Source organism: Pleomorphomonas sp. PLEO, assembly GCF_041320595.1.
Classification (GTDB): domain Bacteria; phylum Pseudomonadota; class Alphaproteobacteria; order Rhizobiales; family Pleomorphomonadaceae; genus Pleomorphomonas.
Genome location: NZ_CP166625.1, coordinates 2,301,293 through 2,319,887, shown reverse-complemented (window position 1 = coordinate 2,319,887; position 18,595 = coordinate 2,301,293). Strand labels below are relative to the sequence as shown.

The 18,595-nt window shown below is 64.4% G+C and carries 17 protein-coding genes; 12 read left to right on the top strand and 5 right to left on the bottom strand.

All coding sequences use genetic code 11. The features are described 5' to 3' along the window. Positions 1 to 242: 242 nt before the first annotated feature. Both AB6N07_RS10770 and AB6N07_RS10765 read left to right on the top strand, forming a co-directional pair. Positions 243 to 1,886 (top strand): Na+/H+ antiporter, encoded by a 1,644-nt coding sequence (locus AB6N07_RS10770; protein ID WP_370677803.1) that lies wholly within the window; start codon positions 243 to 245, stop codon positions 1,884 to 1,886. Between the two features lie 33 nt (positions 1,887 to 1,919). Further along, complete coding sequence (locus AB6N07_RS10765; protein ID WP_370677802.1) at positions 1,920 to 2,984, top strand: alginate lyase family protein; 1,065 nt, start codon at positions 1,920 to 1,922, stop codon at positions 2,982 to 2,984. A gap of 32 nt (positions 2,985 to 3,016) precedes the next feature. Here AB6N07_RS10765 and ftrA read toward each other — a convergent pair whose 3' ends face one another. After that, complete coding sequence (gene ftrA / locus AB6N07_RS10760) at positions 3,017 to 4,015, bottom strand: transcriptional regulator FtrA (RefSeq protein WP_370677801.1); 999 nt, start codon at positions 4,013 to 4,015, stop codon at positions 3,017 to 3,019. Between the two features lie 89 nt (positions 4,016 to 4,104). On the opposite strand from ftrA, the gene AB6N07_RS10755 reads away from it, so the two are divergent. Further along, complete coding sequence (locus tag AB6N07_RS10755; RefSeq protein WP_370677800.1) at positions 4,105 to 4,503, top strand: rhodanese-like domain-containing protein; 399 nt, start codon at positions 4,105 to 4,107, stop codon at positions 4,501 to 4,503. Positions 4,504 to 4,575: 72 nt separating this feature from the next. Here the strand turns inward: AB6N07_RS10755 and AB6N07_RS10750 are convergent, their stop codons facing one another. The 4 genes from AB6N07_RS10750 to AB6N07_RS10735 all read right to left on the bottom strand — a co-directional run bounded on the left by AB6N07_RS10750 (position 4,576) and on the right by AB6N07_RS10735 (position 8,025). After that, positions 4,576 to 4,965, bottom strand: a complete 390-nt coding sequence (locus AB6N07_RS10750) for a type II toxin-antitoxin system HicB family antitoxin (RefSeq protein ID WP_370677799.1) — start codon at positions 4,963 to 4,965, stop codon at positions 4,576 to 4,578. Positions 4,966 to 5,203: 238 nt separating this feature from the next. Beyond that, a complete protein-coding gene (locus AB6N07_RS10745; protein WP_370677798.1) occupies positions 5,204 to 6,232 on the bottom strand; it encodes a L,D-transpeptidase family protein in 1,029 nt (342 codons plus the stop codon). Positions 6,233 to 6,423: 191 nt separating this feature from the next. Then, complete coding sequence (locus AB6N07_RS10740) at positions 6,424 to 6,813, bottom strand: type II toxin-antitoxin system HicB family antitoxin (protein ID WP_370677797.1); 390 nt, start codon at positions 6,811 to 6,813, stop codon at positions 6,424 to 6,426. 561 nt (positions 6,814 to 7,374) lie between these two features. After that, the gene (locus AB6N07_RS10735) at positions 7,375 to 8,025 is read right to left on the bottom strand and encodes a TetR/AcrR family transcriptional regulator (RefSeq protein WP_370677796.1); all 651 of its coding nucleotides are present in this window, start codon (positions 8,023 to 8,025) and stop codon (positions 7,375 to 7,377) included. 309 nt (positions 8,026 to 8,334) lie between these two features. Here AB6N07_RS10735 and AB6N07_RS10730 point away from each other — a divergent pair, with 309 nt between their 5' ends. From AB6N07_RS10730 to AB6N07_RS10690, 9 genes are all read left to right on the top strand, one after another. Further along, complete coding sequence (locus tag AB6N07_RS10730) at positions 8,335 to 9,546, top strand: HlyD family secretion protein (RefSeq protein ID WP_370677795.1); 1,212 nt, start codon at positions 8,335 to 8,337, stop codon at positions 9,544 to 9,546. A gap of 174 nt (positions 9,547 to 9,720) precedes the next feature. Continuing rightward, positions 9,721 to 11,289, top strand: coding sequence for a DHA2 family efflux MFS transporter permease subunit (locus AB6N07_RS10725; RefSeq protein WP_370677794.1), 1,569 nt, complete (start codon positions 9,721 to 9,723; stop codon positions 11,287 to 11,289). Positions 11,290 to 11,516: 227 nt separating this feature from the next. Beyond that, complete coding sequence (locus AB6N07_RS10720) at positions 11,517 to 12,404, top strand: MurR/RpiR family transcriptional regulator (protein ID WP_370677793.1); 888 nt, start codon at positions 11,517 to 11,519, stop codon at positions 12,402 to 12,404. Next, complete coding sequence (locus AB6N07_RS10715; protein ID WP_370677792.1) at positions 12,401 to 13,216, top strand: MurR/RpiR family transcriptional regulator; 816 nt, start codon at positions 12,401 to 12,403, stop codon at positions 13,214 to 13,216. Before AB6N07_RS10720 ends, AB6N07_RS10715 begins: the two co-directional genes overlap by 4 nt. Before the next feature lie 104 nt (positions 13,217 to 13,320). Then, the gene (locus AB6N07_RS10710; protein WP_370677791.1) at positions 13,321 to 14,511 is read left to right on the top strand and encodes an ABC transporter ATP-binding protein; all 1,191 of its coding nucleotides are present in this window, start codon (positions 13,321 to 13,323) and stop codon (positions 14,509 to 14,511) included. Continuing rightward, on the top strand, positions 14,508 to 15,410 hold the full coding sequence (locus tag AB6N07_RS10705) for a carbohydrate ABC transporter permease (RefSeq protein WP_370677790.1): 903 nt from the start codon (positions 14,508 to 14,510) through the stop codon (positions 15,408 to 15,410). Before AB6N07_RS10710 ends, AB6N07_RS10705 begins: the two co-directional genes overlap by 4 nt. Further along, on the top strand, positions 15,407 to 16,252 hold the full coding sequence (locus AB6N07_RS10700; protein ID WP_370677789.1) for a carbohydrate ABC transporter permease: 846 nt from the start codon (positions 15,407 to 15,409) through the stop codon (positions 16,250 to 16,252). The genes AB6N07_RS10705 and AB6N07_RS10700 overlap by 4 nt, the downstream gene beginning before the upstream one ends. 83 nt (positions 16,253 to 16,335) lie before the next feature. Then, positions 16,336 to 17,613, top strand: coding sequence for an ABC transporter substrate-binding protein (locus tag AB6N07_RS10695; protein ID WP_370677788.1), 1,278 nt, complete (start codon positions 16,336 to 16,338; stop codon positions 17,611 to 17,613). 91 nt (positions 17,614 to 17,704) lie between these two features. Further along, entirely contained in the window at positions 17,705 to 18,583 is an 879-nt protein-coding gene (locus AB6N07_RS10690) for an endonuclease/exonuclease/phosphatase family protein (RefSeq protein ID WP_370677787.1), read from the top strand. The last annotated feature ends 12 nt before the right edge of the window (positions 18,584 to 18,595 follow it).

Genomic DNA, 18,595 nt, shown 5'->3' with positions numbered 1-18,595 from the left:
TAAACTGTCTTCCTCTGCGAAGGCAGAGGACCTCGGGCAGGATAGAGCGGGCGGCCGGTATAGATCTCCAGGGATGAGAACCCCCCTGTGATTACCCCGCGCCTCTTTCTGCCTGAGGTGGTCCGCCTTCGCGGACCATGACAGATTATATATATAGAGCAAACACATAGGCACGGCTCCACACATCAGGACCTTTGGAGGATAGAGGACGTCTCTATCTCCTGGCGTACACGGGATGGACTATGGAAGCGGTCGCGATTGCACTCGTCTTGTTGCTGGCCGTCGTCATCAGCGGTGTGCTCTCGCGCATGTCGCCCATTTCCCTGCCGCTGCCGCTCTACCAGATCGCGCTGGGCGCCTGCGTTGCCTCGGTGGCCGACCTGGGCGTCGAGCTGCAACCCGATCTGTTCTTCCTGCTGTTTCTGCCGCCGCTGCTGTTTCTCGATGGCTGGCGCATCCCCAAAGAGGGCCTGTTCCGCGACAAGGGCACGATCCTGGAACTCGCCCTCGGCCTTGTCGTCTTCACGGTGGTCGGCGTCGGCTTCTTTATCAACTGGCTGATTCCGGCCATGCCGCTGGCCGTTGCCTTCGCGCTCGCTGCCATCCTGTCGCCCACCGACCCCATCGCCGTGTCGGCCATTGCCAAGCGGGTGCCGATCCCCAAACGGCTGATGCACATTCTCGAAGGCGAGTCGCTGCTCAACGACGCCTCGGGTCTGGTCTGCATGCGCTTTGCCGTGGCGACGGCACTCACCGGCACCTTCTCGCTTCCCAGCGCTTTCGCCACCTTCCTGTGGCTGGCCATCGGCGGCATCGCCATCGGCACCGCCGTCACCTGGGGAACGACGAAAGCCAAGAACTGGCTGTCGAAACGGTTCGGCGAGGATAGCGGCTCGCAGATCCTGGTCAGCCTGCTCATTCCCTTTGCCAGTTACCTCCTGGCCGAGCATTTCCACTGCTCGGGCATCCTCGCCGCCGTCGCCGCCGGCATCACGATGAGCTACGCCGAGCAGTCCGGCCAAGCGCTCGCCGTCACCCGCGTGAGGCGCAGCGCCGTCTGGGACACCGTGCATTTCGCCGCCAACGGCATCATCTTCGTGCTGCTCGGCGAACAGCTTCCCCAGATCGTCGCCGGCGCCGCGCGGGTCGTCCAGGAAACCGGCCATCACGACCCGGCGTGGCTCTTTGTCTATATCGTGGCCATTAACCTGGCGCTGGCCGCCCTGCGCCTGTTGTGGGCCTGGACCTCGCTACGCTTCGTCCTGTTCAAGGCGGCGCGCCAGGGCAGAACCTTGGAGACGCCGAGCTGGCGCCTGGTGGTGGCAACCTCGCTGGCCGGCGTGCGTGGCACCATAACGCTGGCCGGCGTGCTGACGCTGCCGCTCACCATGAACGACGGGTCGCCCTTCCCGGCGCGCGACCTGGCCATATTGCTCGCCGCCGGTGTGATCATCGTGTCGCTGGTCGCCGCGAGCGTCGCGCTGCCGCATCTTTTGAAGAACATCAAACTGCCGCCGGAGCCGTCAAACCAGGAAGCTGAGGATGGCGCCCGCACGGCAGCGGCCGAGGCGGCGATCAAGGCCATCGAACAGGCCCAGCACGAGATGGGCGAAGGCCGCGCCGACGCCGATCTCTATATCGATGCCGGCGCGCGGATCATGGAGCTCTATCGGCAGCGCATCGACGGCCGCGCCAAGACCGGCGACGAGCGGGAACTGGCGCGCAGGATTGACGACATCGAGCGCAAGCTCCGCCTCGCCGGGCTGCACGCCGAACGCGACGAGATCTACCGTAAAGCCCGCGCTCGCAAGATTTCCGATGTGGCGGCCCGCAAGCTGGTCAGGGAAGTCGACCTCCTGGAAGCACGGCTCGGCGGCTCGACATAGATAGCTGGGTGAGCCAGGAAAGAGGCGAGCAAGATGCGCAGTCTATTGATCGCCCTGCTGTCTCTGATGACGATGGCCGGGCTAGCCGCCAGCTCATCGGCGAAAATGCTGCCGCCGTTCTCGCCGCGTTCGCCCAGCGATTTTGCCATTGGAAAAGAGTGCGCCGCGCCACCAGCGCCGGTCGTCAACCTTAAGGTCATCTCGAAATACGGCAACGACGGCCCTGAGCGCGACACGGTCGACCCTGAGGCCGATCGTGCGTTCCAGGCGCAGATGGCCCCCATCCGGGCGTTCTCCCAAACCGTCGTCAAGATGGCCAATCGCTACACCGAGCATGGCGGAGCCGCCGACGCGCGCTGCGCCCTCACATGGCTGCGGGCTTGGGCTGAGGGGCAGGCTCTGTCGCGGATGGACAACCCCAATGCCGAATTCGAACGGGCGCAAATCCTCGCCGGCCTCGGCATGGCCCTGATCCAGATTTCGCCGGCCGTCGAAGGGGACGCGCGCCTCGCCTCCGTCACAAAGTGGATGGCCGAGCTCGCAACCTCCACCGACACGTTCTTCGGCGCCACCCGCGACAAGCTCAGGGGATCGCGCAACAATCACGCCTATTGGGCAGCTCTTGCCTCGGCAGCGGTGGCCGTGGCGGCCGACGATCGGAAACTATTGGATTGGGCCGTGGAGACCTACAAAGCCGGTGTCCGCGGCGCCACCGCGCAAGGCGGCTTGCCGCTGGAGCTGGCGCGCGGCAAGAAGGCCCGCGAGTACCACCTCTTCGCCCTGAACGCCCTGGTGCCGGTCGCTGCCTTCGCCGAGGCCAACGGCATCCCGGCCTACAATGTCTGCGACGGTGCCTTGCACAAGATCGTGCACTTCACGCTGCAATCAATCGCCAATCCAGCCACGATGACCGCCGCCGCCGGCAAGGCGCAGGAGCCTTTCCCCAAGGGATTGCCGCCCGCCCAGAGCGTGGCGTTCCTGGAGCTCTATCATCGAGCCTTTCCGGGCACGGCACCGATGGAACCGCAACTTCTCGCCTTGCGCCCGTTCATCGCCACCAATCTCGGCGGCAACCAAACTCTTTTATATGGCCGATAATGTCGGTGGCCTGATCCTCGGACACCTCGCTCCTATGCCGTCCGCTCCTCTCTTAAAAACCGCGAGCGATACTCCGTCGGCGTCAGGCCCACCTTTTTGCGGAAATGATGGCGCAGGGCATGGGTGCTGCCGAAACCCACCGTCGCCGCCACCGCTTCGATAGCGTGATCGTCCGACGATAGCAGCCCCTTGGCCGCCTCGACGCGCTCGGCGATCAGCCAGTCGCCGGGGCTGCTGCCGGTGGCTTCCTGGAAGCGGCGCAGGAAGGTGCGGAGACTCATCCGGCAATCGCGCGCCATCGCCTCGGTGGTCCAGTCCTCGTCCAACGTCTCGCGCATCCGGTCGAGCAGCGGCGCCACTTCGCCGGTGGGGCGCTGGGGCACCGGCCGTTCGAGAAACTGCGCCTGCCCGCCGGAGCGATGCGCCGGCACCACCAGACGGCGCGCCACCGAGTTGGCGGCGTCGGCCCCGAAATCCCGCCGCACGATCTCGATCAGCAGGTCGATGCCCGCCGCGCTGCCGGCCGAGGTGAACACGCGGTCATGCTCGCGGTAGAGCGAGGCGGCGTCGACCGTGACAGCCGGAAAGCGCCGTCGCAGCGCCTCGGCATAACGCCAGTGGGTCGAAACGGTGCCGCCATCGAGAAGGCCGGTCGCCGTCAGCACGAAGGCGCCCGAGCAGATCGACATCAGCCGCGCGCCTCTGGCATGCGCCGCCCTCAGCCTATCGCACAGCGCTTGCGGCACCGGCACGTCGGCGCCCTTCCAGCCGGGAACGACGATGATATCCGCCTGATCGATCAGGTCAGGCCCCTCGTCGGGCATCAGGGTGAAGCCGCCATGCGCCCGGAGAGGCCCAGGCTCGATGGCGCAGCTGGCGAAGCGGTACCAGCCCGGCCCCATCTCGGGGCGGTAAAGGCCAAACACCTCGGAGACGATACCAAACTCGAAGGTGCAGAGACCATCGTAGAGCAGCGCCACGGCGAGCGGCCCTTGTGATGTGATGCGGGAGGGTTTGGCGTCGATTGGCATGATATTTACCTACATTGTCATTCACGCCAATTGCAAGCGCCGGAGGCCAACGGCAACATCCTGCCAACAGCCCAGGGCAGGAGACGATCATGAAATCAGGCGTTACCGAGACACCCGCCGCGCCGAGCGACATCGCCCGCGAGCATTTCGCGGCCGAGTTCACCTTCGAGACCGATTGCTGGGACGTGCATGACGCGCTCGCAAAGGGCGCCGACTTCGTGCTGCTCGATGTGCGCAGCCCAACCCTGTTCGGCAAGGGGCATGTGCCCGGCGCCATCAACCTGCCGCACGGCAAGATCATCCGCTCCAAGCTCAGCGCCTGGCCGGAGGAGACGCTATTCGTCACCTATTGCGCCGGCCCCCACTGCAACGGCGCCGCCCGTGGCGCGCTGCGCCTCGCCGATCTCGGCCGACCGGTGAAGATCATGGCCGGCGGCCTCACCGGCTGGATCGACGAGGGCTTTGAACTTGCCACCGGCGAGGCTTGACGGCGAGCCGGCCAGCACCACTTGCCGGCCGTTCACCGGCCTCTTCTCCGAGGCACGCGCAACAGCCCGCCCTCAGGGTCTCAGGCTGGCACGAACCGCCTCGGAAATTTTACCCGAGCGGGTAGTGCCGCTTGTGCTGGCGACGCGGTCGAGTTCGGACAACAGGCGCTCGTCCATGGTGATCTGCACGGGGACCGACTTGCCAGGCAGATCCACCGGCACCGCCGCGATGATGGCCCCATCGAGGTTCTCCGTCCGCCGGATATCATCGACCCTACGGATCACCGGAAAGGTCTCGTTATTCTCGACTTTGTGTTTAACGTGGGCGGCCAATGTCTTGGCGCCCCGGGTGATCACATCGTCCATATTGTAGGCTGCGGAGACGCACCCGGGGAAATCCGGAAACGAAATGCCCAAAATACCGTCTTTTTCTTCCCGAATGAGTGCGACGACGTAGGTCACAGGTGCCTCCTTGGCCCGATGCACGAACCGCTTTAGGCTTTCGTTCAAACGCATGTCGTTGGCGTAAAACCGCTTCTGAGCGTCTGCCCCATATGCTCAAGGGCAATTCCAGCAAAATTTGGTTGCGGCTTCACATTGCCAATCGCGCTCGAACAATGGGACGGGGCGCTTCCGGTAGCCCCAACTCCAACAGGACGCTCGCATGGCGACACAATAAAGGCGGAAGCCGTTTCCGCCCTTAGCTGGCACCGCCACCGATGATCTTCTTCAGAAGCTCCGGCGTGTAGGGATCGGCCAGCGCCGCGTCCGGCTGACTGACCGGCGTTTTGTCCGAGGTCATCTTGGACAGGCGCGAAGCGCCCTTGTCCTGGAGGATGGCGCGGAAGGCCGGGTGCATGCCGCCGTCGACATAGGACATGGCCGGCACGACGGGATTGGCGGCAACGATGGCAGCGGTGGCAGCGTCGTCCTTGGCAGCTTTCTCCGCGATGGCGGCGGCCAGCGCCGCGTCCGTCTCAAGTGGCGGGCAGGCGGCGAGCGGGTCGACCGTCGCGTCGAGATTGGCGGCGTTGAACACGTAGCGCGCCCCGCAATAGCCGACGCGCGGCTCCCGACGCGTCAGCTCGAAGGCGTCGCTACCCTCCTTGAGATTGCGCCAGAACGGCATGTTGGGATCGTCGCGGTGCAGGGCGAAGTTGGCCGGCGTCATGCGGAACGGCAGCGCCTCCACCTGGAAGGCCGGCTGGCCACCCCGGATGGCCTCGCGCGCCACGGAATAGATCTCGAAAGCCGCGTCGTCGGTCACCGCGTAGCAGCCGCGCGACGAGCAGGCGCCATGGATCATCAGGTAGGAGCCCTGATAGCCGAGCGCTGCCTCCAGGCGATTGGGGAAGCCGAGATTGAAGGAGAGGTAATAGCGACTGTCCGGGTTCATCTGCGACGGCGCGATGGAATAAAAGCCTTCCGGCGTCTGTCGGTCGCCCTCCACCTTCTTCGGTCCCAGCTTTCCCGACCAGCGGCAGATGGGATAGGTCTTCAAGAGCGCGTAACGGCCGTCGCGCCCCATCTTCCACAGTTCGAGTTCGCTCTCCTGCTTGAAGACCCGGATCAGGATCGGTGCCGCGAGGCCGAGCCCCCGGCTGTTCATCTCGGCGACGAGCTTGGGCGGCACCGGCCGCTCCGACCGCTTGAGATCGTAGCCGAACAGCGCGCAGCCGGAGAGAACCGCCATGGCGCTAAGGAGGAACGCGGCCGAACGCAATTTCACGGGGAAAGCCTTTCATCGAGCCGGGTGCGGGGACAGTGCCCCGCACCTATTGCCAAGGCGCTATCCCAATCGAGTGTGATTTGGCAACGGCCCTGACAACGGGCGGCTCGTCTTGTCGAGAGCCACTGATTTGACGGCCCCCTTTGGCAGAGAACTCCGGTCAGAGTATGACGCGAGGCGGGTTTGGCGCCTCACACCCTCAAGCTGGCGCGAATAGCCTCGGCAATCTTCTCCGAGCGGGTAACGCCGCTTGCCCTGGCGGCTTGATCGAGCGCGGCAAGCAGATGCTCGTTGATGGAGATCTGCACGGCGATGGATTTTCCCGGTAGATCCACCGGCACGGCGGCGATGATCGCCTCATGAATTTCCAGCGTCCGGCGGATATCGTCGATCGTCCTGAGCGCCGGCAGGGCCTGGTTATGCTCGCCCATGCTTTTGACATGGGCGGCCAGCGCCACGGCGGCCCGGGCGATCGCGTCGTTGAGGTTGGTCGCAGCCGAGCTGCAACCAGGGAAGTCCGGGAAGGAAACGCCAAAACTGCTGTTTTGTTCTTCGCGAATGAGAGCGACAGCGTGGGCCATGTCAGCCTCCTTGCTCTGATGCCGAGAGAGAGGACTTCCACGACTGGAAGGCTTCCAGGCATGAGCAGCCAATCATATAAGCCCCCCGTATGAACGGAGGCCCCCAAGTCGAATATGGCACGCCCTGTTTCGACCTAAGACAGTCGACGCTCGCAAAACATGGTAAACGAAATGTTAACATGAGGGGAAAAGTCATTTATTTTTGGCACGCCGCGAGGGCCTGAGCCGAAATTCACTGGTGTCAGGCAGATGGCGACGGGTTCGAGAACCGGAGCGGAGCGAACCCGAGCAAATCCAGCAAAAGTGCCATGCCGTTTTGCGCCCGCAGTTGCGCTGAGCAAAGAACAGTTCGCGAGCACGGCAAGCGCGGAACGCTAAGCCAGATGCCCGCCCCGGATGGTGCCCCGTGAGGGCCTGAGCCGAAATTCACTGGTGTCAGGCGGATGGCGACGGGTTCGAGAACCGGAGCGGAGCGAACTTCCTGTTCGTGAGTACCGGAAGCGCAGAACGCTAAGCCAGATGCCCGCCCCAGCGAATTTCCGGTCAGGCCCGGTCAGGCCCTCAATCCTTGGCACCGTAATAGGTCATGAACACATCGAGGCCGTTGTCGACGATCCGCTCGACACCCTCCTGCGTCGGCCGAAGCTGACAGCCGAACAGCGACTTCTTCATCAATTCGGCGGTGCACAGCGCCATGAAGTGCTGGGCGGCGACGGTCGGGTCGCAGGGCTTTATGCGGCCGTCCTTGATGGCTTGATCGAACACGTCGGTCAGCCGCGTGGTACCGCGCTCGGCACCGGCTCGAAAGAACATGGCGCCGACAGCGGGAAACTTTTCCACCGCGCCGACGACCATGCGGATCGATGACATGTGGCTTTCAGTGGTCAGAAGCTCATTCAAGTTGATGGCAAAGGCGCGCAGATTGTCGCGAAAACTCTCGGCCGAGGGTTGGAACGCGTCGAGGGCTGCGGCCAATTCCCGCTTCTCGTCGGCGATCAGCTCGGCGAACAGCTCGTCCTTGTTGGTGAAGTAGACGTAGAGCGTGCCCTTGGAAACGCCCGCCGCCTTGGCGATGCCGTCCATCGAGGCGCCCTCGTAACCCTTTGCGCGAAACACCTCGCGGGCGCCTTCCAGAATCTGCCGCCGTTTTTCGCTGTCATGCCCTTCCGGGCCAGCCCCTGCTTCGCTGGGCCGCGCCGCAATCTTGCTCATCCACCCCTGCCCTCGCGGCTATCTGTTGCCCGCGTTGTTTCATTGTCGGCGTTCAGAGCCACGCAAGCCATCCTGCCTTTTGGCGATCGGTCTTCACGCGAACTCGCGGACGATCACATTTTGCTGAGAGTGCCTCTGAACGGAGGGAATCGTCAACCAAGCGCCACTACGAGATATTGACCGAACGGTTCGGTCATGAGATAACACTTTCGACGATCAGGAACAATACTGACCCAAGTTTATTGCAAGGCGCTGACACGCGGCGCAGTCCCCTCCGGCAGGGCCGGCGGTGGATAGATGGAGATCAAAATGGCCAAGCGCGAAGCCAACGCCGCTCACGAGAGCGACGGCTCGGAAGCCACTGTTACAGCGATCCGTCCGGCCGCCGAGGCCGCGCCGCAGCGCGTCCATGAAGCGCCCGGCGCACCGCAGCACGCCGCCCCGGAAAGCAAGGCGGCTCCCGCCAAGAAGAAGAGCGGCATCGCCAGCCGTGTCATCTTCGTTGCGCTGCTCGGCGCCGCCGCCTGGTTCGGTGGCAACTACGGCTATTCCTGGTGGATCGACGGTCGTTTCCTGATCACCACCGACGACGCCTACATCGCCGCCGACATCACCACGCTGGCCGCCAAGGCGTCCGGCTACGTCACCGATGTGATGGTCGCCGACAATCAGGTGGTGAAGAAGGGCGACGTCATCGCCCGCATCGACAGCGGCGACTACACGCTGGCCGTTGCCCAGGCGCAAAACGCGCTCTCCGGCAACATCGCCACCATCGCCCGCATCGACAAGCAGATCGCCGCCGGCGAAGCGCAGGTGGCGCAGGCCAAGGCCGGCGTTGCATCGGCCCAGGCGACGCTGGAATCCAAGGATATCAACTTCACCCGCCAGTCGACGCTGGTCACCAACAAGGTGTCGGCGCAGTCGCAGCTTGACGACGCCCGCACCGACCGCGACGCGGCGCGCGCCTCCGTCGCCTCCGCCGACGCGGCCGTGGCTGTCGCAGAGGCCAACATCGAAGTGCTGAAGGCCCAGAAGGCCGAGTCGGAAGCCACCGGCAAATCGTTGCAGACCGCCCTCGACAAGGCCAACCGCGACCTGTCGTTCACCGAGGTTCGCGCGCCGATCGACGGCGTCGTCGGCAACAAGGCGATGGAGGTCGGCACCTACGTGACGCCCGGCCAGCAGCTCGCCTCGCTGGTGGCCACCGGCAGTGCCCATATCGAAGCCAACTACAAGGAAACGCAGCTGGCCAAGCTGGTTCCGGGCGAGACCGTCCGCATCACCGTCGATGCGCTGGGCGAGGAAGAAACCATCCTCGGCAAGGTCGACAGCCTGTCGCCGGCCACCGGCTCGGTGTTCAGCCTGCTGCCGGCCAACAACGCCACCGGCAACTTCACCAAGGTGGTGCAGCGCCTGCCGGTACGCATCTCGGTGCCCGCCGACGTAGCGGTGAGCGGCAAGCTCCGCCCCGGCCTGTCGGTGGTGGTCTCCGCCGATCCGCGCACCGCGCCGGCCAGCTGAAACATTGAACGGTCGATCCCTAGCGGATCGATCGCGCTCCCTTTTTCGACCGGCGCCGCGCGGACGTTCCCTCCGCGCCTTCGGCCGACAGAGCATTCCCATCCTCAAGACGCAATTCCGGACGCAAAACCGGACCCACTTTTGCTGGAATTGCTCCGAGATCGGTCACCGTCCATGTCCGCCATCGCCTCGCCCGCCGCCGCCGGCCCCACCTTTACCACGCGTCGGCTGTTCACCTTCATCTGCATGGTGTTCGGCATGTTCATGGCGATCCTGGACATCCAGATCGTCTCGGCGTCGCTGTCCGAGATCCAGGCCGGCCTCGGTGCCGCCAACGACGAGATCTCCTGGGTTCAGACATCCTATCTGATCGCCGAAGTGATCATGATTCCGCTGTCGGGCTACCTGTCGCGCATGATCTCGACGCGCTGGATGTTCGTCATCGCCGCCGGCGGCTTCACCTTCGCCTCGATGATGTGCGCCTTCGCCTCGACGATCAACGACATGATCCTTTGGCGCGCCGTGCAAGGCTTCATCGGCGGCGGCATGATCCCCACGGTGTTCGCCGCCGCCTACACCATCTTTCCGAAAAACAAGATGGGCCTGGTGACGCCGATCATCGGCCTCGTCGCCACGCTGGCGCCGACCATCGGCCCCACCGTCGGTGGCTATCTCACCGAGCTGTTCTCCTGGCACTGGCTGTTCCTGGTCAACATTCTGCCCGGCATCTTCGTGACGGTGACCAGCTACTTCCTGATCGACTTCGACGAGCCGGATTTCAGTCTGTTCAAGGTGTTCGACTGGTGGGGCCTCGCCGCCATGGCCGCCTTCCTGGGATCGATGGAATACGTGTTGGAGGAAGGCCCCAGCAAGGACTGGCTGCAGGACGATCGCATCGCCGTCCTCACCGCCGTGATGACGATCGCCGGCATCGTGTTCTTCTTCCGGGCGCTCACCCGTGCCAACCCGATCGTCGACCTCAAGGCCTTTACCAACCGCAACTTCTCTTTCGGCAGCGCCTTCTCCTTCTGCCTCGGCATCGGTCTTTACGGCCTTACCTACCTCTATCCGCTCTATCTTGCGCGCATCCGCGGCTTTTCGGCGCTGCAGATCGGCGAGACCATGTTCGTCTCCGGTATCGGCATGCTGATCGCCGCGCCGATCGCCGGCCGCCTGGCGACCAAGCTCGACCCGCGCGTCATGATGGGCATCGGCTTCCTCGGCGTCGCCACCGCCACCTGGCTATCGACCGGCTTTACCGCCGACTGGGATTTCGCCGAGTTGTTCTGGCCGCAGATCTTCCGTGGCGTATTCATGATGATCTGCATGATCCCCATCAACAACATCGCGCTCGGCACCCTGCCGCCAGCCGAGATGAAGAACGCCTCGGGCCTGTTCAACCTCACCCGCAACCTCGGCGGCGCCGTCGGTCTGGCCCTGATCAATCAGATCATGACCAACCGCTCCGACCTGCACTTCGACCGGCTGCGCGACGCGGTGAACATCACCAGTTCCACCGCCATGTCGACGATCAACGGCTTGGAACATAGCCTGTCGGGCCTCGGCAGCAACGCCCATATGGCCGCCATCTCCAAGGTGACCGGCCTGGCTCAGCAGCAGTCGACCATCATGGCCTTCAACGACATCTTCATACTCCTGACGGTCATCTTCGTTGCCCTCGTCCTCGCCCTGCCCTTCGTCAAGAAGCCGGCTGCCCAGGGTGGCGGCGGTGGCGGGCACTGAAGGCACGTGAAGCAAACCGCTAGAGCGCTTTTACCGGCCCGAAAGTTGAGAGACTTTCGGGCCGTTTTCATTGCGTCATAAATTAGTGCGCCGATCTCTGGCAGCATGTCCACCGCCCGTGCATCAAGGCCGATCTCGGAGTATGAGCATTTCGGAATAGGCATTTGAATACCCGCTGCTCGCTGGGCGCCCTTAGCTTTGCGGGCAGAGTTAGTCACCCCTCTTTCATGACCGACGGCAACGGCTTTGGTTGGAATTCATCGGGCTTCGGAAGGACTAGTATGTCAGGCACGTCTCCAGCCGGCCCAACCGTACCTCAGGGGCGCCCCACCGCGATCCTTGATCGCTTGCAGGAAGAGCTCGACGCCCTGCCAAGTGCGCTGGCGAGGATCGCCAAATACATTCTCGAAAATCCGGAGAAGGTCCTGCACCAGTCCGTCGCCCAGCTCGGCGAATTCTCCGGAAGTGGTGAGGCGAGCATCGTTCGCTTGTGCCGCCATTTCGGCTTTTCAGGGTTTCGCGATTTCAAGCTGGCTCTCGCCGCCGAGGTCGGCCGGCCCAAGATCGCCATGGCGAGCGCATCGAATCCTGATGCCGCCATCCAGGGCTTGCGCGAGCAGATACTGGAAAGCCTGAATTTCGCCCATGAGCACATCGATACGGGCGCCTGTCAAAAGATAGCGTTGGCGCTTCTCGGCAGCCGGCGCATCGACCTTTACGGGTCCGGCATGTCCGGCATCACCGCCGAACTGCTCGCTTATCGCCTTCTTCGCGCCGGGCTGACCGCGGTCACTTTCCGCAACGCCTACATGGCCCATGAACTCGCCAATGGCCTCGAACCGGGGTGTATTGCCATCGGCGTTTCCATTTCCGGCCTGAGCGAAGATACCATCCAGTTCCTGAAAGGCGCCCGCGCCGCCGGCGCGACGACCATCGCCATCACCAATCGCCCGCGCAGTCCGCTCGCCGCCGCCGCCGACCTCGTGTTGCAGGCCGGCGGGCTGCGGGATCAGCCGATCGGCGGCACGTTGACCGTCATGGCGGGAAATATCTTCGTCATCGAATGCTTGCTGCTGGCCCTCAGCCGCCTGACGAAGGAGACCCGAGCCGGATGAAAGCGCCCGCATCAAAGCTCGGCTTGGTCGACCAAGCGGCCCGGTTGGTCGAACGGGGCTCGCCGGCCATGGCGCGGGCGGCGTCCTTTGTCTCGCAGAACGCCGAGCAAGTGGTGCGCTCCTCCATCGCCGACATCAGCCGGGCCTGCGGGGCGGGCGAGTCGACCATCATCCGTCTGTGTCAGACGCTCGGTTTCGATGGCTTCGGCGCGTTCAAGCTGGCGCTGGCCGGAGAAATCGAACGCGAGCGGGTTCTGCATGTCGCCCGTGGTCCCTCACCGGAACCGCGCGCGCGGATGAAAGCTGCCGGAGACGCGCGGCTTGCCGACATCGCGGCCGAGCTGATCTCCACCGTGCAGAGTTCAGCCAGCCGCATCGATCCCGGCGAAATGGCAAAGCTGGCCGAGCTGTTGCGGCGGGCAAAGCGGGTCGTTGCCTATGGCATCTCCATCTCGGGCATCTGCGCGGAAGTCTTTGCCACACGCCTTGCCTATCGCGGGATCATTGTGCACGTCCCCCGCTCGGGCGACCTCGCCCATGCGGCGGCGGCCACATTGGTGGAAGGCGATGTCGCCATCGGCATCTCCTATAACGGGCTCAGCGAGGAGACCGTCGCCTTCCTGAAACGGGCCCATGATCAGCGCTGCCACACCTTCGCGGTGACGACGCAAAAGGAGAGCCCGCTCGCAAAGGCCGCGCAAACGGTCATCGAACTCTCCATTTTCGGAGCGTGGCCCAAGGAGGGCTCGTCGCGCCTGCTGCCTTCGATGCTGCTGCTGACCGAGTTCGTCGCCACACTCATCGAGCAGTGAAGCACGGCGCCCACGGGCGGTCAGCTCCTTTTGGAGTTTTGCTCCAAATGTCATCTATTTGAAATTTAGCTCCGATACATCCGTTCCAACGAAAGGTGGATCGGATGGCGGGCCTCTCAATATCCCTCAATGGCATTATCAAGTCTTTCGGCCGCGAAGCGGTCCTGAAATCCGTCGATCTCACGATCGAGGCGGGCGAACTCGTCTGCCTGCTCGGCCCGTCGGGCTGTGGCAAGTCGACCCTGCTGCGGATCATTGCCGGACTGGAGCGGGCGCAATCGGGCTCCATCAAGCTGGGCGGCGAATCGGTCGATGCGACGCCGGCCGGAAGCCGCGACCTCGCCATGGTCTTTCAGTCCTACGCGCTCTATCCGCACATGAACGTGGCCGAGAACATCGGCCTGTCGCTCGAAATGACCGAGCTTTCCTGGGACCAACGTCTGCCACTGATCGGCCCTCTCATGCCCGGCTCTCGCGCCGTCCGCCGGTCGATCGCCGAGCGGGTGGTTCGCACGGCCGACATCGTGGAAATCGGCCAGCTTCTCAAGCGTCGACCGGCACAGCTTTCCGGCGGGCAGCGTCAGCGCGTCGCGCTTGCCCGCGCCATGGCGCGCGAGCCCGGCGTCTTCCTGATGGACGAGCCGCTCTCCAATCTCGACGCCAAGCTGCGCGTGAGCATGCGCGACGAGATCATCGCCCTCAACAAGCGCCTCGGCGCCACATTTCTCTTCGTGACCCATGACCAGGCCGACGCGATCGCCATGTCGGATCGCATCGCGCTGATGTTCGAGGGAAAAATCCGCCAGATCGGAACGCCACGGGAAATCTACGGCGCCCCTGGCCATATCGATGTTGCGACCTTCATCGGGTACCCGGCGATCAACCTGTTCCCGGTCGAGATCGACGAAGCCGGCCGGATCAACGGAGAAGATGGGCGCTTCCCCTTCGTCGTCGACGGACCGGCCGTCGGCAGCGGGCAGCTTGCCGTCCGCGCCGAAGCGTTCGAGCCGATCCCCTCCGGCGTATCCGGGGGCGACTTCGCCCTGCCCGTACGCCTCGATCGCATTGAGCGCATGGGCCACGAAAGCCTTCTGCGCTGCCGCGTCACGACAACCGGCCGCGCCGCGACCTGCCGCCTGACCGAGGATCGTCTCGCCGACATGCAGGCGAGCGGATTGCTCGCAGGCGACTTCAGCCTCGCCGCTCACGGGCGCGGCGCGCATCTGTTCGGCCAAGACGGCAATGCGGTGCCCCTTCAGCCGCTGATGCGGATCGAATGCGAGGCGGCGCAATGAACTCCACCGTCGCCTTTCTCCAGGCACCGCTCCGGAGCGCCGGATTGCCGATGGCCATCTGCGTCATTCCGGCCCTGCTGCTGCTGATTGCAACGACACTCTTTCCGCTTCTGGCCGTCCTGTTGCTGTCGTTCTCCGATTACCAGCTTGGCGGCCTCAGCCTTCACTGGATCGGCCTCACAAACTTCGAGCGGATCGCGACCAGCGACACCGCCAGCCGGGCGATCGTCAACACGCTGATCTTCACGGCGATGGTGGTCCCCGCCTCGGTCGGCCTCGGGCTGTTGCTGGCGCTGCTCGTGCGAGGCCGCAACCGAACGCGCCGTCTCTACGAATTGCTGCTGTTTCTGCCGCTGACGGCGACGATGACCGTGATGGCCATCGTGTGGAGCCTGCTGCTGCATGAGCGGATCGGCCCGGTCAACGCGGTCCTGAAAGCGCTGGGGCTGGCGCCGATCGCCTTCCTGTCCGATGTCGAGACGGTCCTGCCGAGCCTGGCCCTGATCGCCATCTGGCAGCAGGCAAGCTTCTGCTTCGTCTTCTTCCTGGCCGGCCTCACCGCCATCCCCGGCGAGCTCTACGAGGCGGCCGCCCTCGACCGCGTCGGTAGCGGCTGGGAGCGTTTCCGCCGCATCACCTGGCCGCTTCTCGCCCCGACGACGCTCGTCGTCGTGCTCTTGACCACCATAAAAGCCTTCCAGGCCTTCGACCTCGTGGCGGTGTTGACCCAGGGCGGCCCGCAGGATGCGAGCCTGGTCTTGCTCTACGAGACTTATCTGGAGGCCTTCTCCTATTTCCGCATCGGCTACGGCAGCGCGCTCACCATGCTGTTCGTCGTCTTCGTCGGCGCCGTCTCCGCGCTTCAGATGTGGTCCGCTCGCCGGGAGATTGCCCGATGAATCCCCTGTCCCACTCGCTGTCGAGCCGCGCTCAAGCCATTCTGGCCCACGCGGTGATCTGGGCCGCCGTCGCCTTCGCCGCGCTGCCCTTCGCCTGGATGGTGCTGACCTCGCTGCGCGATCCGTCCGAGATCTTCGATACCTCCCGGCTGTTCGTGCCCCAGCATTTCGCGGTCGCCGCCAACTACGGGCAGGCCCTCAGCGGAACGCCGCTCATCCGCTTCATGGCGAACGGCGCCATCGTCTGCGGTCTGATCCTCTTCGCCCAGATCGTCACGGCGCTGCCCTGCGCCTATGCCATTGCCAAGCTGCCCTTTCGCCACAAGTCGTCGCTGCTGGCGCTGGTGGTCCTCGGCCTGCTTGTGCCGTTCCAGGCGACGGCGCTGCCGATGTTCCTCGGCCTCGCCTGGATGAACGCACTCGACAGCTACTTCGCGCTGGTGGCGCCGTTTCTCGTCTCGCCCTTCGCCATCCTGTTGTTCAGCCAGTTCCTGCGCGCCTTTCCCAACGAGGTGATCGAGGCGGCGCGGCTCGACCGCTGCTCGCACGCCACGATCCTCCTGCGCATCATCCTGCCGGCGGCGATGCCGGCCATCGCGGCCTTCGCCGTGTTCTCGGTCACCTTCCACTGGAACGACCTCTACTGGCCGATGATCGCCATCTCGTCGACGGACCTTGCTCCTCCGACGCTCGGCATCCTGTTCTTTCGCGGCGCGGACGGCGGCGACTCCTACGGCGCGCTGATGGCCGCCGCCACGCTGATCACCTTGCCGCTCGTGATCGTCTTCATGTTGGCCCAAAAGCGCTTCGTCGAGGGGATCACGATGGGCGCCGTCAAATGATGGTTTGTCCCGACCTGCCGCTGCAACGGCCGGTCGGGACCTCTTGCGCCTTGCGGCGCTTTTCACCAGGAGACCTGAAGTCCATGTTCAGTCGTACACTCAAGCAGCTCGGCTTGGCGGCCGCGCTCGCCTCGGCTCCCCTCGCCTCCGCTTTCGCGGACACAACGCTGGAAGTCCTGCACGCCTGGCCCGGCGACCACGGCAACTATCAGCCGCTCGCCGATGCCTTCATGAAAGCACATCCCGGCGTGAAGATCGAGTTCCGCGTTTCGCCGCCGGACTACAACGAAGCCAATCTCGTCGTCACGCGCAACGCGATGACCGGCAACATGCCGGATGTCTATTTCTCCGGCTTCTCGGTCCTGCGTCCGCTCATTGGGACGCTGAGCCCGCGCGGACAGGCCGTGCCGCTAACGCCCTTCATCGAGGCCGAGGGCAAACAGTGGCTCGACGAGAACTATTCGCCCGCCATCCTGTCCCTCGGTCAGGTTGACGGCGTGCAATACGGCATCCCGTTCAATGCCTCGACCCCCATCGTCTATTTCAACGCCGACCTCGTGAAACAGGCCGGTGGCGATCCCGAGCATTTCCCTGGGGATTGGGAAGGCATGATCGCGCTCGCCAACAAGATCAACGCTCTCGGCGGCGACGTCCGGGGCATGGACTATTCCGTCGCCTCGATCGAAAGCGACTGGCTCTGGCAAGCGGCCATCCAGGAGCGCGGCGGCAAGATGCTGTCGGACGACGGCAAATCCGTCGGCTACGATAACGCCCTCGGGCTCGACGCGATGAAGGCGCTACGCCATGTCGCCGAGGCGACCAAGATGGATGTCGCCAGCTCGGCCGATTCCTACAAGCAGGCCTTCTTTGCCGGCAAGCTCGGCTTCTACATCACCTCGCCGTCGGCCGTTCGCTCGTTCATGGAGACCATCGGCAGCCGCTTCCAGATGCGCACCGCCCCCTACCCGCTCGCCGACAAGGTGAACGGCCGCCTGCCCTCCGGCGGCAATGCCGCCGTCATCCTGGCCAAGGACCCGGAAAAGCAGAAGCTCGCCTGGGAGTTCGTCAAGTTCATGACCGGGCCTGAATCGGAGGCCACCGTCGCCAAGGGAACGGGCTATATGCCCACCAACAAGAAGGCGGCGGATGTGCTCGCCTCCTTCTACTCGGAAAACCCCAACTACCGCACCGCGGCCGGCCAGACCGGCATCGCCGCGCCCTGGTATGCCTATCCCGGCCCGAACAGCGTCGAGATCTGGCGCGCTCAGCGCAAGGTGATCGATCTGGTCCAGCGCGGCGAGCTGTCGCCCGAGGACGGCCTGAAGCGCATCGCCAGCGAGACGGCAAACCTCCTGAAATGAGCCATCGTCCGGCCCCTCGTCGAGGGGGGCCGGACCTTGCCCGCCAATATCCCCGATGTCGGTGAAATCCGCGCAGAAACGAGAACGTGCCATGCAGATCAAACTTGCGAGCTATAATATCCAGTACGGCGTTGGAAAGGACGAGCAACTCGATCTCGGCCGCATCGTCGCCGAACTCGGCGACGCCGACATCATCGCCCTGCAGGAAGTCGAAGCCAACAACCCGGCCAGGGAGTTGCTCGATCAGCCCGCCGAGATTGCACGCCTCTGCGGCCTCGATCACAGCTTCTACGGCAGCGGCATCGATCTCTACCTCGATGAAAGCCTGACCGGCGGGCGGCGCGGGCTGCGGCTCGGGTTCGGCAACATGATCCTGTCGCGGTGGCCGATCCTCAGCGTCACCAACCACACGCTGCCCAAGATCGGGCTTCACGGCACCTTGCATCTCCAGCGCACCATGATCGAGGCGGTGATCGGCACCCCGGCTGGCGCGCTGCGCGTCTGCTGTACCCATCTCGACCATGTCTCGCCTCTCAACCGCCTGCCGCAGGTCGAAACGCTACGCACGCTCATGCTCGATGCGGGCCGACGCGGCGGACCGTGGGGCGGCGCCCCGGCCGAACAGATGGGCTTTGCCACCCCGGCACCGGTATGGCCGCGCGGCGGCATCCTGATGGGTGACTTGAACTTCCTCCCCGGCACGCAGGAATATCAGCAACTCGCAGGCGACGTTTCGCCGATCCTCGGCCGGCGCGTCTTTCCCTTGGAGGGGCTGTTCGATGCATGGACCCTGACCGGCCACGCGGAGACCGAAGGCAGCACCTTCGACAAGAAAGGCAGGCCGATGCGCTTTGACTACTGCTTCGTCACGTCGGACTATCTGTCGTCCGTGCAGTCGATGTGGATCGATGAGCAAGCGGTCGGCTCGGACCACCAGCCGATTTTCGTCACGCTTGACCTCGCAGCTTGAGGCGCCGCCGGA

Bases quoted from the DNA above. Each gene is read 5' to 3' on its own strand.
- AB6N07_RS10690 (WP_370677787.1), top strand. From the start codon at position 17,705: ATGCAGATCAAACTTGCGAGCTATAATATCCAGTACGGCGTTGGAAAG.
- AB6N07_RS10730 (WP_370677795.1), top strand. From the start codon at position 8,335: ATGGCCAAGCGCGAAGCCAACGCCGCTCACGAGAGCGACGGCTCGGAA.
- ftrA (WP_370677801.1), bottom strand. From the start codon at position 4,015: ATGCCAATCGACGCCAAACCCTCCCGCATCACATCACAAGGGCCGCTC.
- AB6N07_RS10715 (WP_370677792.1), top strand. From the start codon at position 12,401: ATGAAAGCGCCCGCATCAAAGCTCGGCTTGGTCGACCAAGCGGCCCGG.
- AB6N07_RS10755 (WP_370677800.1), top strand. From the start codon at position 4,105: ATGAAATCAGGCGTTACCGAGACACCCGCCGCGCCGAGCGACATCGCC.
- AB6N07_RS10705 (WP_370677790.1), top strand. From the start codon at position 14,508: ATGAACTCCACCGTCGCCTTTCTCCAGGCACCGCTCCGGAGCGCCGGA.
- AB6N07_RS10695 (WP_370677788.1), top strand. From the start codon at position 16,336: ATGTTCAGTCGTACACTCAAGCAGCTCGGCTTGGCGGCCGCGCTCGCC.
- AB6N07_RS10740 (WP_370677797.1), bottom strand. From the start codon at position 6,813: ATGGCCCACGCTGTCGCTCTCATTCGCGAAGAACAAAACAGCAGTTTT.
- AB6N07_RS10710 (WP_370677791.1), top strand. From the start codon at position 13,321: ATGGCGGGCCTCTCAATATCCCTCAATGGCATTATCAAGTCTTTCGGC.
- AB6N07_RS10700 (WP_370677789.1), top strand. From the start codon at position 15,407: ATGAATCCCCTGTCCCACTCGCTGTCGAGCCGCGCTCAAGCCATTCTG.
- AB6N07_RS10735 (WP_370677796.1), bottom strand. From the start codon at position 8,025: ATGAGCAAGATTGCGGCGCGGCCCAGCGAAGCAGGGGCTGGCCCGGAA.
- AB6N07_RS10720 (WP_370677793.1), top strand. From the start codon at position 11,517: ATGACCGACGGCAACGGCTTTGGTTGGAATTCATCGGGCTTCGGAAGG.
- AB6N07_RS10725 (WP_370677794.1), top strand. From the start codon at position 9,721: ATGTCCGCCATCGCCTCGCCCGCCGCCGCCGGCCCCACCTTTACCACG.
- AB6N07_RS10770 (WP_370677803.1), top strand. From the start codon at position 243: ATGGAAGCGGTCGCGATTGCACTCGTCTTGTTGCTGGCCGTCGTCATC.
- AB6N07_RS10765 (WP_370677802.1), top strand. From the start codon at position 1,920: ATGCGCAGTCTATTGATCGCCCTGCTGTCTCTGATGACGATGGCCGGG.